Consider the following 14536-nt stretch of genomic DNA (forward strand, 5'->3'; position numbering starts at 1 on the left):
TGACTGAACCTCAAAAATACATAAACATAATAACCAAAACCATGGTTAACGCAAACTTAACAACTTATTTACAACGATTTATCGAGCTTAATCAGCGAGCGGATAACGGAATCTTTTTGAGCGCCTGTTAATTTGTAATTATAATTAAAAATGGCATTCTCAAAATCGCCATATGAGGGGTTTGGGATCACTATATACTTGCTGCCAAATTGCTTCTTCAATTTTTCTGTAGCAGCCATCCGATTATCTTCAGACGGCTTGTTATCATAAATTGCATCAAAATCGGGCAGGTTATCGCCACATAATAAAACAATATTATATTTTTTTAATACCTGCAGGCGGCGGTATTCTTTGCTTGATGTATTTTGTTTCAGGATAATGTGCTCCTGATCTGCAAATGGCAGATGATACCGTTTCAGATTTTTTGTAGTGCCTTCGCGCTCGTCCTCATCACGGTTAGTAATGTAAAAAACAGCCACATCTTTTGATGCAGCATATTTGAAAAACGACGGAGCTCCGGGAACTGTGTCGGCAACGCCCTTCGCGGTCCATTGCTTCCAGGCTTTCAGATCAAATTCTTGATTGTTGATGGCCCGTACTGCATCCAGCGGACTGTTATCTAATAAGGTCTCGTCAATATCCGTCACAACAGCTAATGGCTTTTTATGCTTATGGTGTAATGCTTCGTCTAGCCTCAGTTTAGCAATATTGTAGGCCTGAAAGCACAAAGCTTTATACTCGGCCGCACGTTGCTGGTATAATGACGACCACACCTTGCCCGCATTAGCGGTAGATAAAGGAGTATCCTGCGCACGCGCAATAAAAAAGAATAGCGATAAGCCCGAAAGCAACAGCAGTTTTTTCATTTACAGTAATTCTGGCTTGATCTTGTCGGTAAACTCTTTGGCAAACTTGTTAAGCTTGGGCTGTATTACAAAGGCGCAATATGGCTTCATAGAGTTATCCATGAAATAATTTTGATGATAATCTTCAGCCTTGTAAAACTCAGACGCCGGGCTTATTTCGGTAACTATAGGCTTATCAAATACCTGTTCGTCTGTCAGGCGTTTAATCATCGCCTCTGCTTTTTCTTTTTGGTCAGGCGTCTCATAAAATATTACCGAACGATACTGCGTACCCACATCATTCCCCTGGCGGTTAAGCGTTGTCGGGTCGTGGGTTTTGAAAAAAATCAGTAATAGCTCGTCGAGGTTCAGCAGGTCGGCATCATACGTTATTTCAATCACTTCGGCATGGCCGGTAGCGCCGGTGCAGATTTGCTCATATGTAGGATTTTTTGTTTTGCCGCCCATATACCCGGAAGTTACCGACTGTACACCCTTTAAAGTTTGAAAAACGGCTTCGGTGCACCAAAAGCAGCCGCCGCCCAATGTTATTTTTTGAATGTTTGCAGACATATTACTAGTTGTTTATAACGTGGCAGCGCAGATTATCCGTGCCATTTACAAATTTACCTTTTTGATAACGATTAAAGTTAACACCAATGTTTTAGAAAAGTAATTTATTTTGATAGATGTAATTGCCAAGCTTTAAATAAATGCACCTGTTCTTAACCTTTGCTAATCTGCGTCCGTATTAATGACAAACTAATGATAAAACTAAATGTTTAAACATTTAGTTTTATCAAACTTATAATCATAAACTTAGTTAAACTATAAAATCACAAATTATGAAAATTGCAGCATTAATAGCCCGTGTTTTACTTGGACTTATATTTTTAATATTTGGCTTAAACTTCTTTTTCCCGCAGATTTTGCACATGGTTCCTCCGCCGATGAGTAAAGAGGCTACTGCCTTTTCAGGTGGGCTTTGGGGGTCTGGTTATTTCTTTCAGTTTTTAAAAAGTATTGAAATAATAAGTGGTTTATTCTTGCTTATTAACCGATACACTGCTTTCTTTTTGCTGGTGTTGTTGCCTATCAGTGTTAACATTTGTTTATTTCATACCATATTGGCGCCTGCAGGTGCACCTATGGGTATAGGTATATTGGTATTGAATGTTTTCTTATGTATAGCCCATCTAAAATACTATAAAACTGTATTTACAGCCAAACCATCTGTCGGTTAATATCAGTATTTACATTTGCACCCGGCTAAGAGTTAGCTACCTGTTTGGCCGGGTGCATTGTCGCAGCATTTACTGTCATCAAATCGGCTACTGATACTTTCAGGATGTCGGCAATCTCATAAAGGCGCTCAACCGACATTTTGGTTTTGGCCATTTCAATTTTACTGTAGGCATTTTGAGTGATATTTAACATATCGGCCATTTGCATTTGTGAAACGCGTAATTCATTACGGCGTTTCTTTACGTTGGCGGCAACTGCGTTTAGTTTGGCATCTACATTCATTTTTATAAACGGTATGGAAACAATAAATTACGGACATTGCAACAAGCTTTCTTGACGTTGTTAAACAATGAATAAAATGAATGAACTACAAGTAATTGCTTGATAATTAACGGATAAAACCCATATGTTTAGCAAAACTAAATGGCAATAAACTACAAACGCCCCAAATAGGGGCGTTTGCTTTTATAGGTAGAGGAGACAGGTATTAACTGATTATTTTTTGGTGTAAGCGCCGGTAAGCGTGTTAATGATATAAACAGAAGTGCCTACGGTTAAAGTAGCCTGATTATTGCCATTAAACACCAGGTTGCCGGTAAAACTGAATGACCCTGATGCGGTAGTTCCTGAAATGGTAATGGCTGCCGTACCACCGGTAATGCTACGCAGCGGTTTAGTTAATATAACATTGTTTATACTGATGTTCACTTCGCTGCTGCCGCTTGCCTTGTTACCAACCTTTGAGGTAAATGAACCTTTACGGTCATAACCACCGTTTATGGTAAAGCTAGTAGCCGAGCTGCTTAAACCACCAATAGTAACATTAGCGGTACCGGCATCGGTTGACGAGATACGAGGTCCGTCGTAACTGCCACGGAAAACCGCCGTAGTTACTACGTTATCCGGGTTGTTATTATTGCAGTTTAAGGTGCGCGTAAATTTATAAAACGCGCTAAAAGTAACTGAATTGCTATTGCCCGTAAAATTTAAGCTATCGGCAATGGTAGTGCCGCAAGCCTGATGCGCGGTGTTAGTGGTAACTGAATTAGTTGCCTGGCCGCTTGCAGAACTGGTAATCTGCGCATTTGAACTGATGTTGTCGGCAATACTTACAAAACCAAATGAATTGGCCGATACCGCACTGGCAGCCATGTCGGCGGCTACGTCGGTAGAAACCTTAGCGGTGTTGTTTTGTGCGCCGTTGTCTTTTTTACATGATACTGCAAATGCAACAATTGCTACGGGCACAATAAAGATAAATTTAAGTGCTTTCATGGTGATTGTTTTAAGGGGATTTTTGTTTAAGACTACAGTTAACGTTATAGGTTTAACATTAATCAAAATTTTGTCAGATTTTGATTATTCACCAATGACAATCACAAAAATTATGCAAAAGCGATGTTCCGTGACGCTTATATTAAGATACCAGGTATAATTACCTGATTTCTAATAATATTCTGTTGGTAGTACTTTTTTAGTTAAAATTGTTAACCTAAACCTTATCACATTAATGCTCAGATTACACTACAGGTGGTTGGGGTGCTTTTGCGGCAGGCTAAAATTCATAAAACCCGGCCCGGTTTAGATGGTAATAGCCGCCTTTACAAGGTATGGTAATATTTCTTTTTGAAACGAAACAAAGTTTTTGCGAACGTCTGAATCACTAACCGATGTGAATGCAAAACTGAACACAATATTTTTACTGCATTTAATCAGGAAACGCATGCGCTGATGGAAGTTGTCTGTTTGCCTGATTGCCTTTAAGCGGTTAAAGGAGGCCAGCAGCAATTCTTCAAGCTCATTGCTTAAATTCTTTAAAAAATCCTGCGAGTTAGTGCTTTCGCGGATAAAGTCCCAACCTATAAATTCATTACATACGGTATAGCTTAGCCGGCAGGTTTTCATGATCAGATTGCTCAAATGAGCTTCTTCATCAATTTCAGCAGTATTAGTTAAGATGAGGTCGTCTACGCTTACGCGGATATAATCCATCAGCAAAGTATGCAGAATATGCTCCTTGCTCTCAAAATATTTATAAATAGTTGCTTTGGCAATTTTGGCCCGTTTAGCAATCTCGTTAACACTGGTTTTATGGTACCCGAATTTGCGAAACAGATCTTGCGCAGCGCGTTTGATGCTTTCTTTAATTTTCTCGGCTTCCATGTAGATCAGTTCTGTACAAATATCTCAAAACCATTGGTATTTACGCTATACGCTTTCAATGATTTTACTGCAGGCGCTTTGGTAGGAGTACCGTCTTCTAAAAGCCACTTTGCACCGCTGCATGGGTCAGTAACCGTTAGGGTCGGGTTATCTAAAGTTACAGCACATTTATTTTGCGGCAAGTAAGCGCTGCAACGATCATAAGCGGCGTAGCCGCCTGTTGCCTGCCTGTAAATAATTAATCCTGCAACACCATAACCATTAATAATTACAGCGCCGCCGGTGTTATGTAAAGCATTCAGCCGCGGGTCGGTCAAGGCCATCTGGAAATTAACAGATACATTAGGGACATAATCGCTTGCTTTACCGCACGATAGGCAGTTCAGCGCAATTATAAATACCATTATCCCTAATCTTTTTACCATTGTCCTATATAATTTCAGTTTGAAACTGTTTCAGGAAACGCTCATCGTTTTCACTAAATAAGCGCAAATCGCGTATCACATATTTCAGGTTGGCAATACGTTCCATGCCCATGCCAAAAGCAAAACCCGTATATTTTTTACTGTCAATTCCACAGTTTTCCAAAACGTTCGGGTCAACCATGCCGCAGCCTAAAATTTCAACCCAGCCACTATATTTACACATGTTGCAACCTGCGCCCTTGCAAATGGTGCACGATACATCCATCTCTGCAGATGGCTCAGTGAACGGGAAGTATGAAGGACGGAAACGTACCTTAGTACCCTCGCCATATAATTCCTGAACAAAGTGATACAAGGTCTGCTTCAAATCGGCAAATGAAACGTTCTCGTCAATATATAAACCCTCCACCTGGTGAAAGAAGCAATGCGCACGAGCAGAAATGGCTTCGTTACGGTAAACCCGGCCGGGCATGATAGCCCGAAACGGCGGTTTGCCATTCTCCATCATCCGTACCTGTACTGACGAAGTATGCGTGCGCAAAGCGATATCATCTTTACCGGTATTTTTCTTAATAAAAAAGGTATCCTGCATATCGCGGGCTGGGTGCTCTTCAGGGAAGTTAAGCGCCGAAAAGTTATGCCAATCGTCCTCAATCTCCGGGCCCTCAGCCACATTAAAGCCCAGGCGTTTAAAAATGTCAATAATTTCGTTACGCACCAGCGATAGCGGGTGACGGGAACCGACCTGGAAATTGTCACCCGGCAGGGTCAAATCCTGATCAGACTTTTGCGAGCCCTGCTCGGCACCAAAATTTTCTTTCAGATCATTATACTTCGCCTCGGCCAGTTGCTTAAACTGGTTCAATACCTTACCAAAGGTGCGTTTTTCTTCAGGGCCTACGGTTTTAAATTGCTCAAAAAGATCTTTAACGATCCCCTTGGTACCTAAAAATTTAATCCTGAAAGTTTCCAGCTCATCTGCGTTAGCAGGCGAGAAAGCATTGATTTCGGCGGTATATTGATCTATTTGTTGTTGCATTATAATGTTCTTAAGAATTGTTCGGCCGTTAAAACCGGTATAGTAGCTTGTTTATAATCCTTTATATTTCGTGTGATAATAGCTTCTGCATTATGCTTTACCGCAATATGGTTTTCAATAGCATCTTCAAAATCAGCGAAAGAACCATTTATGGCACTTTCGATATCCTCTTTTTCAAATGGGAGTACTTCCAATAGCTTTAAAATTTGTTTTACGCCGTCTTTTGCGCCTTGCTTTCCGATAGTCTTTGTCAGAATGTAATTAATATTAGCAATGATAAGCGCTGATGTATTTAATGTAACTCCATTTAATTTTCGCTCGGCAAGGAGCATTTCAGCATATATAGAAAACGGTTGTCGGTCTACTAACATATCTAATATGACATCGCTATCTATAAATAAATGTTTATAAGCCATGCCGCTCCTTCAAATATTCCCATTTCAAGTCCTTATAGTCTACGTCCTCCTGAACCTTACCTTTCAATATCCCCCTGAGTGATCTGATATCTTCGGATATCTCCATGGTTTTATACCGCTCCAGTAATGGGTCCTCTTTTTTTCTTTTTTTAGAGAAATCATTTAAAAGCTGCTTGAAAAGTTTAGACACACTAATATTATCCTCAGAAGCTATTCTTTTAGCTAACTCAACTGTTTGTTTATCTGCGCTTAAAGTTAATTTAGTTGCCATGACTTATAAATATACGTACAAATATAAAAAATCTATACGTATTATTTTAATACGCCCAGCTCTTTACCAACCTTGGTAAATGCGGCGATAGCTTTATCCAGATGGTGCTGATCGTGCGCTGCAGAGATTTGCACCCGTATACGCGCCTTGCCTTGTGGCACCACAGGGTAGTAAAAGCCGATTACGTAAATACCTTCGTCAAGCATCCTGGCGGCAAACTCCTGCGCAAGCTTAGCATCGTACAGCATTACCGGCACTATAGGGTGTACGCCTGGTTTGATATCAAAGCAGGCTTCGGTCATCGCTTTGCGGAAATATTGCGTATTGCTTTCCAGTTTGTCGCGTAGTTGTGTGGTTTCACTCAGCATATCCAATACGGCGATAGATGCGCCCGTAATTGCCGGAGCCAGCGTGTTTGAAAACAAATATGGTCTTGAACGCTGGCGCAGCATGTCAATGATCTCTTTACGGCCCGATGTAAAACCACCCGATGCGCCCCCCAAGGCTTTACCCAAAGTGCCTGTAATAATATCAATTTTACCCATTACATTATGATGCTCATGCGTACCGCGGCCGGTTTTACCCATAAAGCCTGAGCAATGGCTCTCGTCGATCATCACCAGGGCGTTATATTTTTCGGCCAGCTCGCAGATCTTGTCTAATTGAGCTATGGTGCCGTCCATTGAGAATGCGCCGTCGGTAACAATAATGCGATGACGCAGGTTTGCACTTTCCTGAAGCTTGGCTTCCAAGTCGGCCATGTTATCGTGTTTGTAACGATAGCGTTGCGCTTTACACAAACGCACACCGTCAATGATCGATGCATGGTTTAATTCGTCAGAGATAATAGCATCCTGCGCATCAAATAAAGGTTCAAACACACCCCCGTTAGCGTCGAAAGCGGCTGCGTATAATATAGTGTCCTCGGTGCCTAAAAACTCGGCTATCTTTTTTTCAAGTTCTTTGTGGATATCCTGTGTACCGCAGATAAAGCGAACGGATGACAGGCCATAGCCATGTGTATCCATTGCTTTTTTTGCAGCCTCAATTACGCGTTGGTCGCCGGAGAGGCCAAGGTAGTTGTTAGCGCAAAAATTTATCACTTCCTTGCCACCTTGTACAGTAATGTCTGCACCTTGTGGTGAGGTGATAACTCGTTCTTTTTTGTATAAGCCTGCTTCTTCTATTGCAGCAAGCTCCTGTTGCAAAACCGGTTTTAGTGTGTTGTACATTGTTCAGTCAATTTTTGCAAAATTAAAAATTAAAGCGCATTTAGCTCCAAAACAGTGTGGTTTTAAATAATAATGTGTGATAAAGCAAACATTTATCAGATTTAAGCATTATTTGATGGATTGATGAAAAAATATTTACTCCTTGCGCTATTATCCATATTCGTCGTTGCTTTCAGCGCGTCGGCTCAGCAATATATTTTATCAGGGCATGTGGTAGACCAGCGTGGTGCGCCGGTATCATTCGTTTCAATATATATTCGTAATACTACTTATGGCACAACAAGTAATATGCAAGGCGTTTATAAGTTTAGCCTGGGCGCCGGCGAGTATGATGTAATATATCGTTACGTAGGTTATAAGGAACAGATAGACCATATTATCATTACAGACCATGATGTGCTTCACAACGTGCAAATGGCAGATGAAGTTTTTCAACTTAAAAAGGTAAACATCGTCGGTAAACATAATCGTGACACAGCCGCCAGCGTTATTATGCGCAAGGTAATTGCTAAACGCAAATATTATCTCAATGAAGTAAACTCATACTCGGCGGCAGTATACGTCAAGGGGATGCAAAAATTAATAAAGGCGCCGAAAAAGTTGCTTGACAATGGTGTATCAAGAGTTCTGGATCTGGACAGTAATGGTCACGGGATTTTGTATCAGTCTGAGTCCATATCAAATTATAACTATCAACGCCCCGGTAAGGTCAAAGAAATTACTATATCATCGCGCGAAGCCGGTATTTCCCCCACATTTAGCTATAACAAGGCCTCAGACCTGCAGGTTAATTTTTACCAGAATGTATTTACAGTAGACGGATTGAGCAGTCATGCATTTATATCGCCGGTGGCACACAATGCTTTCAGTTATTACAGGTATTACCTTGAAGGCGCCACCATTGAGAATGGCCGAACTATTGACAAGATCCGAGTAAGCGGCAGAGGCGACGGTGAGTACAGTTTCACGGGTTATATATATATTGTTGAGGGCGACTGGCGCATTTACAGCGTCGACCTGCAGTTGACTAATAAAGTTAACCGGCTGAATCTGGTAGACACCATGAATATCAGTCAGCAATATGTGCCGGTGCAAGACAATATCTGGATGCCTGCTTCTATTCAGTATCATTATCTGGGTGATGTTTTAGGATTTAAGTTTGAAGGATATTATATCGGCGTGTATAATAACTATAAGTTTAACGTCGCCTTTCCCCCCGGTTACTTTAATGGAGAAATTCTGCGCCTGGACACATCAGCCCATTCAAAAGACGCCGGCTATTGGTTTAAAAATCGGCCGATACCATTAACTGCCGAAGAGACGCGCGACTACCAAAAGAAAGACAGCATCCTGCGGTTACAAAAAACGAAGCCTTATATTGATTCGCTGCAAAAAAGTAAAAACCGGGTGCTCATTTTACCCTATCTGGTTTTTGGCTTTACAAAAACCGACCGCCAAAGCAAAGATTCGCTGTATGTATATCCGTTTAACCAAACCTTGTTTTACAATACGGTTGAAGGTTTGGGCTTAAATCTGAAAGCGCGCCTGTCTCATACTTCGGAAGATTTTAAGACCATTGGTATCGTTCCTAATTTGCGGTACGGTTTCGCCGACAAATTGCTAAGTGCAAATATCCATTCGTATTATTTTTATGATCCATTTCATGAGGGGCATCTGTTTGCAAATTTCGGCACTGATATTCTTGATCTGAACAATGTTGGTACACGCTCGCTCTATTTTAATACGCTGAGTACCCTGTTAAGTAACAATAACTACGTTAAATATTACCGTTCAGAGTTCGGCGACGTTGGGTACATGCATGAGTTGGCCAACGGTATCATATTCAGGGGCTCATTAGGATATGCAAATCGCACGCAGTTATTCAATAATTCATATGCGCATATTTTTACATCGAAAACCAGACATTATACATCTAATAACCCGCTTGCTCCAGATTCGGTGCCGGCAAACGACCGCTCGATATTGTTCCCGCAAAACCAGGCTTTAACTATAAATACATCACTTAAGTTTACCTTCGATCAGCAATATATTACCCGCCCTACAGGCAAAATTTATCTGCCGTCAAAATATCCGACATTAACGGTAAATTATCGTAAAGCCATTCCAGGCGTTTTCGGTTCAGATGCGGACTATGACTTTGTTTCTGCCGATGTCTCGCAAAGCAAAATTCGCGTAGGCTTGATGGGTTACTCGTCTTTCAAACTTCAAGCGGGAGATTTCCTGAATAACAAGGCGCTGTATTTTATGGATTACAATCATTTTTTAGGTAACCAGGGTACTACATTCGACCCAACCTATGTTGGTAGTTTCCATTTCCTGCCGTTTTACCAGTTCAGTGCTAACAGTTATTATCTCGAAGCGCATTATCAGCACAATTTTGCCGGGTCGATATTGAATAACATCGGTTTTTTACGCCGGCTTAAATTGGAGGAAATTATAGGCGCCAACTACCTGACTGAACGAAATAACAAAGATTACCGGGAGTTTTATGTGGGTCTGCAGCGCTTTATTTTCCGTGTCGACTACGGTGTGTCATACACGGGAAACAAAAAATATATCCAGGGTATCAGGATATTTTACGGTATCAGGTAGTTAAAGATTGGTTATTAAAGATTAAAGATTGGTTGGATGAATGGCATGTGCAATATCGAAAAAATAATTTGATCACTAATCTTCAATAACTAATCTTTAATCTTCCCAGTAAATTGCTAAATTTGCGCCTCATTTAACGCCGTTTGCAGCGGCATCAATGATTTATGGCACAGTACAACACACTACTTTACTATTGTTATACCACAATAGAAGATGCGGAGCAATTTGCCGCTGACCACTTAAAATTTTGTAAATCGCTTAATCTAACCGGCCGCATTATTGTTGCGCGCGAAGGGCTGAACGGTACCGTTTCCGGAACGCCCGAAGCTTGCAGAGCTTATATGGAAGCCGTACATGCTGATAGCCGCTTTAACGCAACTGAATTTAAGATTGATGAGGTTGATGAGCCATCATTCGTAAAAATGCACGTACGTTATAAAGAAGAGATCGTTCATTCGGGCTTGCGCGACCCGAACATTATCAACCCGCAAATTCAAACAGGCAAATACCTGGAACCAAAGGAGTTTTTGGATATGAAAAACGCCGAAGATGTGGTGATTCTTGATGTACGCTCAAACTACGAACATAACCTGGGCAAATTTAAAAACGCCATTACGCTGGATATCGAGAACTTTCGCGATTTCCCGGACAAAATCAACGAACTGGCCAAATACAAAGACAAAAAGATAGTTACCTATTGTACCGGTGGTATTAAATGCGAAAAAGCGTCGGCTTTATTGCTGCATGAAGGTTTTAAAGATGTATACCAATTACATGGTGGTATTATTAAATACGGCAAAGAAGCCGGCGGCGAGGATTTTGAAGGTAAATGTTATGTGTTTGATAACAGGCTGGCTGTTGATGTGAATACCGTTAACCCAGTAGCCATTTCAACCTGCTACAACTGCGGTAAGGTTACCGAAAAGATGATCAATTGTGCCAACCCGGAGTGTAACGAGCATTTCACCCAGTGTGAAGAATGCGGCACTGCGATGGAAGGCTGCTGCAGCGATGCCTGCAAAGAGCATCCCCGCAAGCGCGTTTATGATGGTACCGGTTATTATGTAAAAGTGCCCCAGCCGGTAAATAAGAAAGAGAAAGTAAGTTTGGCTTAAAATATAAAACGGCTGCCTGAATAAGGCGGCCGTTTTTGTTATATAGTTTACTTGTCATAGCCACTTGTCATTCTGAGCGGAGCGAAGAATCTTATGCGCCTTGCTAACTGCTTTGATAAGATTCTTCGCTATGCTCAGAATGACAAAAGTTTTAATTATATATCAACGCCCCCAATATCTCCCTAATCGAAAACTTCGCTCCGCAAACAAATTCATCCGAAGCACCATAATATATAGTAACGGTATCGCCATCTACAATATGGCCGTTGGTAAATACCACATTGCCAAAAAAACCGCTCAACTCATAGGGCTCGGTCGGTTTCATGATTGGTGCATCGGTACGGGCCAACACTTTAGAGGGATCATTCAGATCCATCAAAAAGGCGCCCAAGCAATATTGGTGTTCTTTATTGGCACCATGGTATATCTCCAGCCAACCTTTCTCCGTTTTTATGGGCGCTGCGCCAGCACCCACACGCTGACTATCCCAGTTGTCCTTCCGGGTTTTTATAATACATTTATGATTTCCCCAATGTAATCCATCCGGCGATTCGGCAAGCCAGATATAGTTACCGCCAATATCTACGCTGCTTGGCCGGTGCAGGCAATAGTATAGTCCGTTTATTTTTTCTTCAAAAATCGTACAATCTTTATTATGCGGGGGGATGATCATGCCATGATCCTGGAAAGTTTTCCAGTCGGTGGTGGTGCGCATTCCCACACCGACACCATTGCCCGAAACCGCTGTAAAGGTTAAATAATATTTATCCTCTAAAAAAGTCACCCGGCAATCTTCTATACCGAAAGATTGTAAATTGCCTTTGCCAAATAGCGGCGGATACCCCTCCGGCTCATAAAAGTGAATGCCATCATCGCTGCAAAGCAAACGCAGGTGCGATAGTGTGGTCAGATAATCCAAACCCATGTATCGTATCACCCGCGGGTCGGTAGTGATTAGTTCCGGATGCTCAGAAGGTAGCTCTACTATCTCAGTTTTACCCAACTCATTTAATACCGGGAAAAATATAGAACCTTCTTTTTGTATCGCGTTCTCTGCCACGCGCACTATTAACCAGGTTTTACCTTCAAAAGTAAATACACCCGGATTGAGGAGGCATATTATCTGCAAACCATCCTCACTTGCTTTAAGGTCTATAGGCGATAAAAGTGGATTTTCCGGAAAACGTTGAGCAATGTCTTTCATACTATATAAAATATACTGTGTTTAAATTTTAACAGTATTATATAGTATATGGTTTGCCAAACCTCTCCTAAATCCTCTCCAAAGGAGAGGGCTTTGAATAACCTGGAGTTAAAAGTAAATGTTAAAGCTCCCTCTCCTTTGCAGAGGGTCGGGGAGAGGTCAAAATCCTCAGCTCTTTCGGATAGTAATTATTCACCCTGTTGGGCAATAGCTTTGCCCATCCTAGCGGCTGCCCTTCAAAATTCATCAAACTCCAACCTTTTTTAGCTTCGGTAATATTTAAATTGTCGCGGCGCAGGTATTCTATTGCCTGGGCGTAATTAAGCTCGGTTTGCTCAAAGGCATCTTTATTTATAATGATGCTCTGCGCCAGTTCATGGTCAGGTATCACATCGCGTCCGGCCAGTCTGCCAATCCGCACCCCCGATTTTTTAATATATAAATGTTGTTGCAGGATATTCAGGCTGTCCTTATGTTGCTTGTTTATCGCCAACCAGTCATCATTTACCTTAAAAAAGTGATAAGCCGACGGATCATTTACGTAAGGTTTGATCAAATCAAGCTCCTTATCTGATTTGTTACTTTGCGTTTTGTTGCTTTTGGTCGATGAAAGGTTGCCGCTGCTTTCGCGTTTACGCAATACAGAAGCAAATAAACCCTCGCCTTTAACCTTACCGGGATAAAATCGATATCCCCAGGCTTTTTTCTCTGGCGATTGCGATTCGACAATCCCCCAGTCACTATTTATAGGTATGCGCACGCTCTCAACTGCAAAAGTGCTGCAGAGCCAATCCAGCACGTCCTCATTTTCCTGGTGAGAGTAGGAGCAGGTACTATATATAAGGTATCCATCTTCACTCAGCGCAGGATACACATCTGCCAGAATACGCTCCTGGCGCTGGTGGCACAGGTTTACGTTGGCAGGGCTCCATTCGTCCATCGCTTCCGGATCTTTACGGAACATGCCCGAGCCCGAGCAAGGGGCATCAACCAGCACGATATCGAAAAAGCCGGTCAGTCCGCCAAAATCCTTCGGGTCATTGTTAGTGACAATGCTATTGGCGGTGCCCCAGCGCGTCAGGTTGTCGGCCAGGATAGGTACGCGGGTTTTAATGATCTCATTAGCTACAAGAAGGTTGTCTGGTGTCAAAGCCGAATTTAACAAAGTGCTTTTTCCACCTGGCGCGGCGCAAAGGTCAAGCACATTTACTGGCTCGTTAGTCTTTATATATTTTAATATATGGGCAATAAACATGGACGATGCCTCCTGTACATAATAGGCGCCGGCATGAAATAAGGGGTCGAAAGTAAAGCTTGGACGAGTGTCCAGATACCAACCCTCGGCGCACCAGGGTACCTGTTCCCCGGTTTTTGATTCTGCTTTTTTAAAAGGATTGAGCCTGATTGATGTAGGCGACTCACTTTTTTGATGTGCTTCGATAAAATTTTGGCGATCAAATCCGGGCTCATTTGATAAAGAATCCAGGAAATTTGCTGGGAATTGATGGTTTTGCATGTGATTTCAAATATACGAAATCCAAAGTTTACCAATTGTTTGCCTAGCGATGTGATTAATAATCTCTGTTTTTCAGCAGGTTATAAACATTGTTGAAAAAAGTGAAGAAATTCTTTGCCAAAAGACGGAATATTTCTACATTTGCAACCCGCTCAGGAAGAAAGGGCGGACGTTTTTTGAAAAGCAGGTACAAAAAGAATTATCGGAAAAAGTTGAAATAATTTTTGGAAGATATACTAAAAAAATGTACCTTTGCAGCCCGCAAACGCCGAAAGGCTTTGGGTTGTTGAATTGAAAGGATGAGGTTAAGGGGATGCGGTTAGTGATAGCCGGATAACCAAACCGGGAAACGAGAAGGCTCAGAAATTATTTTAAATAATTTTTGCGAAAGAGTAAAAAGTTTCTACCTTTGCAGTCCCAAAACGACGGGGCTTGAAAAAGCGAAAAGGCTG

At 41.7% G+C, this 14536-nt stretch carries 15 protein-coding genes; 3 read left to right on the plus strand and 12 right to left on the minus strand.

Annotation, left to right across the window (positions count from 1 at the left end):
* Positions 1-68: 68 nt before the first annotated feature.
* A complete protein-coding gene (locus ACFS5N_RS13740; protein ID WP_377186481.1) occupies positions 69-866 on the minus strand; it encodes a 5'-nucleotidase, lipoprotein e(P4) family in 798 nt (265 codons plus the stop codon).
* Positions 867-1418 (minus strand): peptide-methionine (S)-S-oxide reductase MsrA, encoded by a 552-nt coding sequence (msrA, locus tag ACFS5N_RS13745; protein WP_377186484.1) that lies wholly within the window; start codon positions 1416-1418, stop codon positions 867-869.
* 272 nt (positions 1419-1690) lie between these two features.
* Between msrA and ACFS5N_RS13750 the strand changes: the two genes are divergently transcribed.
* Positions 1691-2089 (plus strand): hypothetical protein, encoded by a 399-nt coding sequence (locus ACFS5N_RS13750; RefSeq protein WP_377186487.1) that lies wholly within the window; start codon positions 1691-1693, stop codon positions 2087-2089.
* Between the two features lie 25 nt (positions 2090-2114).
* Here the strand turns inward: ACFS5N_RS13750 and ACFS5N_RS13755 are convergent, their stop codons facing one another.
* From ACFS5N_RS13755 to kbl, 8 genes are all read right to left on the minus strand, one after another.
* Positions 2115-2372: a helix-turn-helix domain-containing protein gene (locus tag ACFS5N_RS13755; RefSeq protein WP_377186490.1), complete on the minus strand. Its 258-nt coding sequence runs from the start codon at positions 2370-2372 to the stop codon at positions 2115-2117.
* Positions 2373-2585: 213 nt separating this feature from the next.
* Positions 2586-3365: a hypothetical protein gene (locus ACFS5N_RS13760; protein WP_377186493.1), complete on the minus strand. Its 780-nt coding sequence runs from the start codon at positions 3363-3365 to the stop codon at positions 2586-2588.
* 306 nt (positions 3366-3671) lie between these two features.
* Positions 3672-4253, minus strand: a complete 582-nt coding sequence (locus ACFS5N_RS13765; protein ID WP_377186496.1) for a TetR/AcrR family transcriptional regulator — start codon at positions 4251-4253, stop codon at positions 3672-3674.
* Positions 4254-4258: 5 nt separating this feature from the next.
* Complete coding sequence (locus ACFS5N_RS13770; protein ID WP_377186499.1) at positions 4259-4678, minus strand: hypothetical protein; 420 nt, start codon at positions 4676-4678, stop codon at positions 4259-4261.
* A 4-nt stretch (positions 4679-4682) separates the two neighbouring features.
* The gene (pheS, locus tag ACFS5N_RS13775) at positions 4683-5717 is read right to left on the minus strand and encodes a phenylalanine--tRNA ligase subunit alpha (RefSeq protein WP_377186502.1); all 1035 of its coding nucleotides are present in this window, start codon (positions 5715-5717) and stop codon (positions 4683-4685) included.
* Positions 5717-6133, minus strand: a complete 417-nt coding sequence (locus ACFS5N_RS13780; protein WP_377186505.1) for a PIN domain-containing protein — start codon at positions 6131-6133, stop codon at positions 5717-5719. Before ACFS5N_RS13780 ends, pheS begins: the two co-directional genes overlap by 1 nt.
* Positions 6123-6404: a DUF6364 family protein gene (locus ACFS5N_RS13785; protein WP_377186508.1), complete on the minus strand. Its 282-nt coding sequence runs from the start codon at positions 6402-6404 to the stop codon at positions 6123-6125. Before ACFS5N_RS13785 ends, ACFS5N_RS13780 begins: the two co-directional genes overlap by 11 nt.
* A gap of 41 nt (positions 6405-6445) precedes the next feature.
* Positions 6446-7636, minus strand: coding sequence for a glycine C-acetyltransferase (gene kbl / locus ACFS5N_RS13790; RefSeq protein ID WP_377186510.1), 1191 nt, complete (start codon positions 7634-7636; stop codon positions 6446-6448).
* Positions 7637-7759: 123 nt separating this feature from the next.
* Between kbl and ACFS5N_RS13795 the strand changes: the two genes are divergently transcribed.
* Positions 7760-10249 (plus strand): DUF5686 family protein, encoded by a 2490-nt coding sequence (locus ACFS5N_RS13795; RefSeq protein WP_377186513.1) that lies wholly within the window; start codon positions 7760-7762, stop codon positions 10247-10249.
* A gap of 164 nt (positions 10250-10413) precedes the next feature.
* Positions 10414-11364 carry an oxygen-dependent tRNA uridine(34) hydroxylase TrhO gene (trhO, locus tag ACFS5N_RS13800; RefSeq protein ID WP_377186516.1) on the plus strand — a complete coding sequence of 317 codons (951 nt, stop codon included), beginning with the start codon at positions 10414-10416 and terminating at the stop codon, positions 11362-11364.
* A gap of 151 nt (positions 11365-11515) precedes the next feature.
* On the opposite strand, the gene ACFS5N_RS13805 is transcribed toward trhO, so the two are convergent.
* Both ACFS5N_RS13805 and ACFS5N_RS13810 read right to left on the minus strand, forming a co-directional pair.
* Positions 11516-12568, minus strand: a complete 1053-nt coding sequence (locus ACFS5N_RS13805) for a glycoside hydrolase family 130 protein (protein ID WP_377186519.1) — start codon at positions 12566-12568, stop codon at positions 11516-11518.
* A gap of 121 nt (positions 12569-12689) precedes the next feature.
* Complete coding sequence (locus tag ACFS5N_RS13810) at positions 12690-14084, minus strand: methyltransferase RsmF C-terminal domain-like protein (RefSeq protein WP_377186522.1); 1395 nt, start codon at positions 14082-14084, stop codon at positions 12690-12692.
* Positions 14085-14536 lie beyond the last annotated feature (452 nt).

The organism is Mucilaginibacter ximonensis, from assembly GCF_042686265.1.
GTDB lineage: Bacteria > Bacteroidota > Bacteroidia > Sphingobacteriales > Sphingobacteriaceae > Mucilaginibacter > Mucilaginibacter ximonensis.

Coding starts and splice junctions, on each gene's coding strand:
- ACFS5N_RS13740 (WP_377186481.1), bottom strand. CDS start 866: ATGAAAAAACTGCTGTTGCTTTCGGGCTTATCGCTATTCTTTTTTATT.
- msrA (WP_377186484.1), bottom strand. CDS start 1,418: ATGTCTGCAAACATTCAAAAAATAACATTGGGCGGCGGCTGCTTTTGG.
- ACFS5N_RS13750 (WP_377186487.1), top strand. CDS start 1,691: ATGAAAATTGCAGCATTAATAGCCCGTGTTTTACTTGGACTTATATTT.
- ACFS5N_RS13755 (WP_377186490.1), bottom strand. CDS start 2,372: ATGAATGTAGATGCCAAACTAAACGCAGTTGCCGCCAACGTAAAGAAA.
- ACFS5N_RS13760 (WP_377186493.1), bottom strand. CDS start 3,365: ATGAAAGCACTTAAATTTATCTTTATTGTGCCCGTAGCAATTGTTGCA.
- ACFS5N_RS13765 (WP_377186496.1), bottom strand. CDS start 4,253: ATGGAAGCCGAGAAAATTAAAGAAAGCATCAAACGCGCTGCGCAAGAT.
- ACFS5N_RS13770 (WP_377186499.1), bottom strand. CDS start 4,678: ATGGTAAAAAGATTAGGGATAATGGTATTTATAATTGCGCTGAACTGC.
- pheS (WP_377186502.1), bottom strand. CDS start 5,717: ATGCAACAACAAATAGATCAATATACCGCCGAAATCAATGCTTTCTCG.
- ACFS5N_RS13780 (WP_377186505.1), bottom strand. CDS start 6,133: ATGGCTTATAAACATTTATTTATAGATAGCGATGTCATATTAGATATG.
- ACFS5N_RS13785 (WP_377186508.1), bottom strand. CDS start 6,404: ATGGCAACTAAATTAACTTTAAGCGCAGATAAACAAACAGTTGAGTTA.
- kbl (WP_377186510.1), bottom strand. CDS start 7,636: ATGTACAACACACTAAAACCGGTTTTGCAACAGGAGCTTGCTGCAATA.
- ACFS5N_RS13795 (WP_377186513.1), top strand. CDS start 7,760: ATGAAAAAATATTTACTCCTTGCGCTATTATCCATATTCGTCGTTGCT.
- trhO (WP_377186516.1), top strand. CDS start 10,414: ATGGCACAGTACAACACACTACTTTACTATTGTTATACCACAATAGAA.
- ACFS5N_RS13805 (WP_377186519.1), bottom strand. CDS start 12,568: ATGAAAGACATTGCTCAACGTTTTCCGGAAAATCCACTTTTATCGCCT.
- ACFS5N_RS13810 (WP_377186522.1), bottom strand. CDS start 14,084: ATGCAAAACCATCAATTCCCAGCAAATTTCCTGGATTCTTTATCAAAT.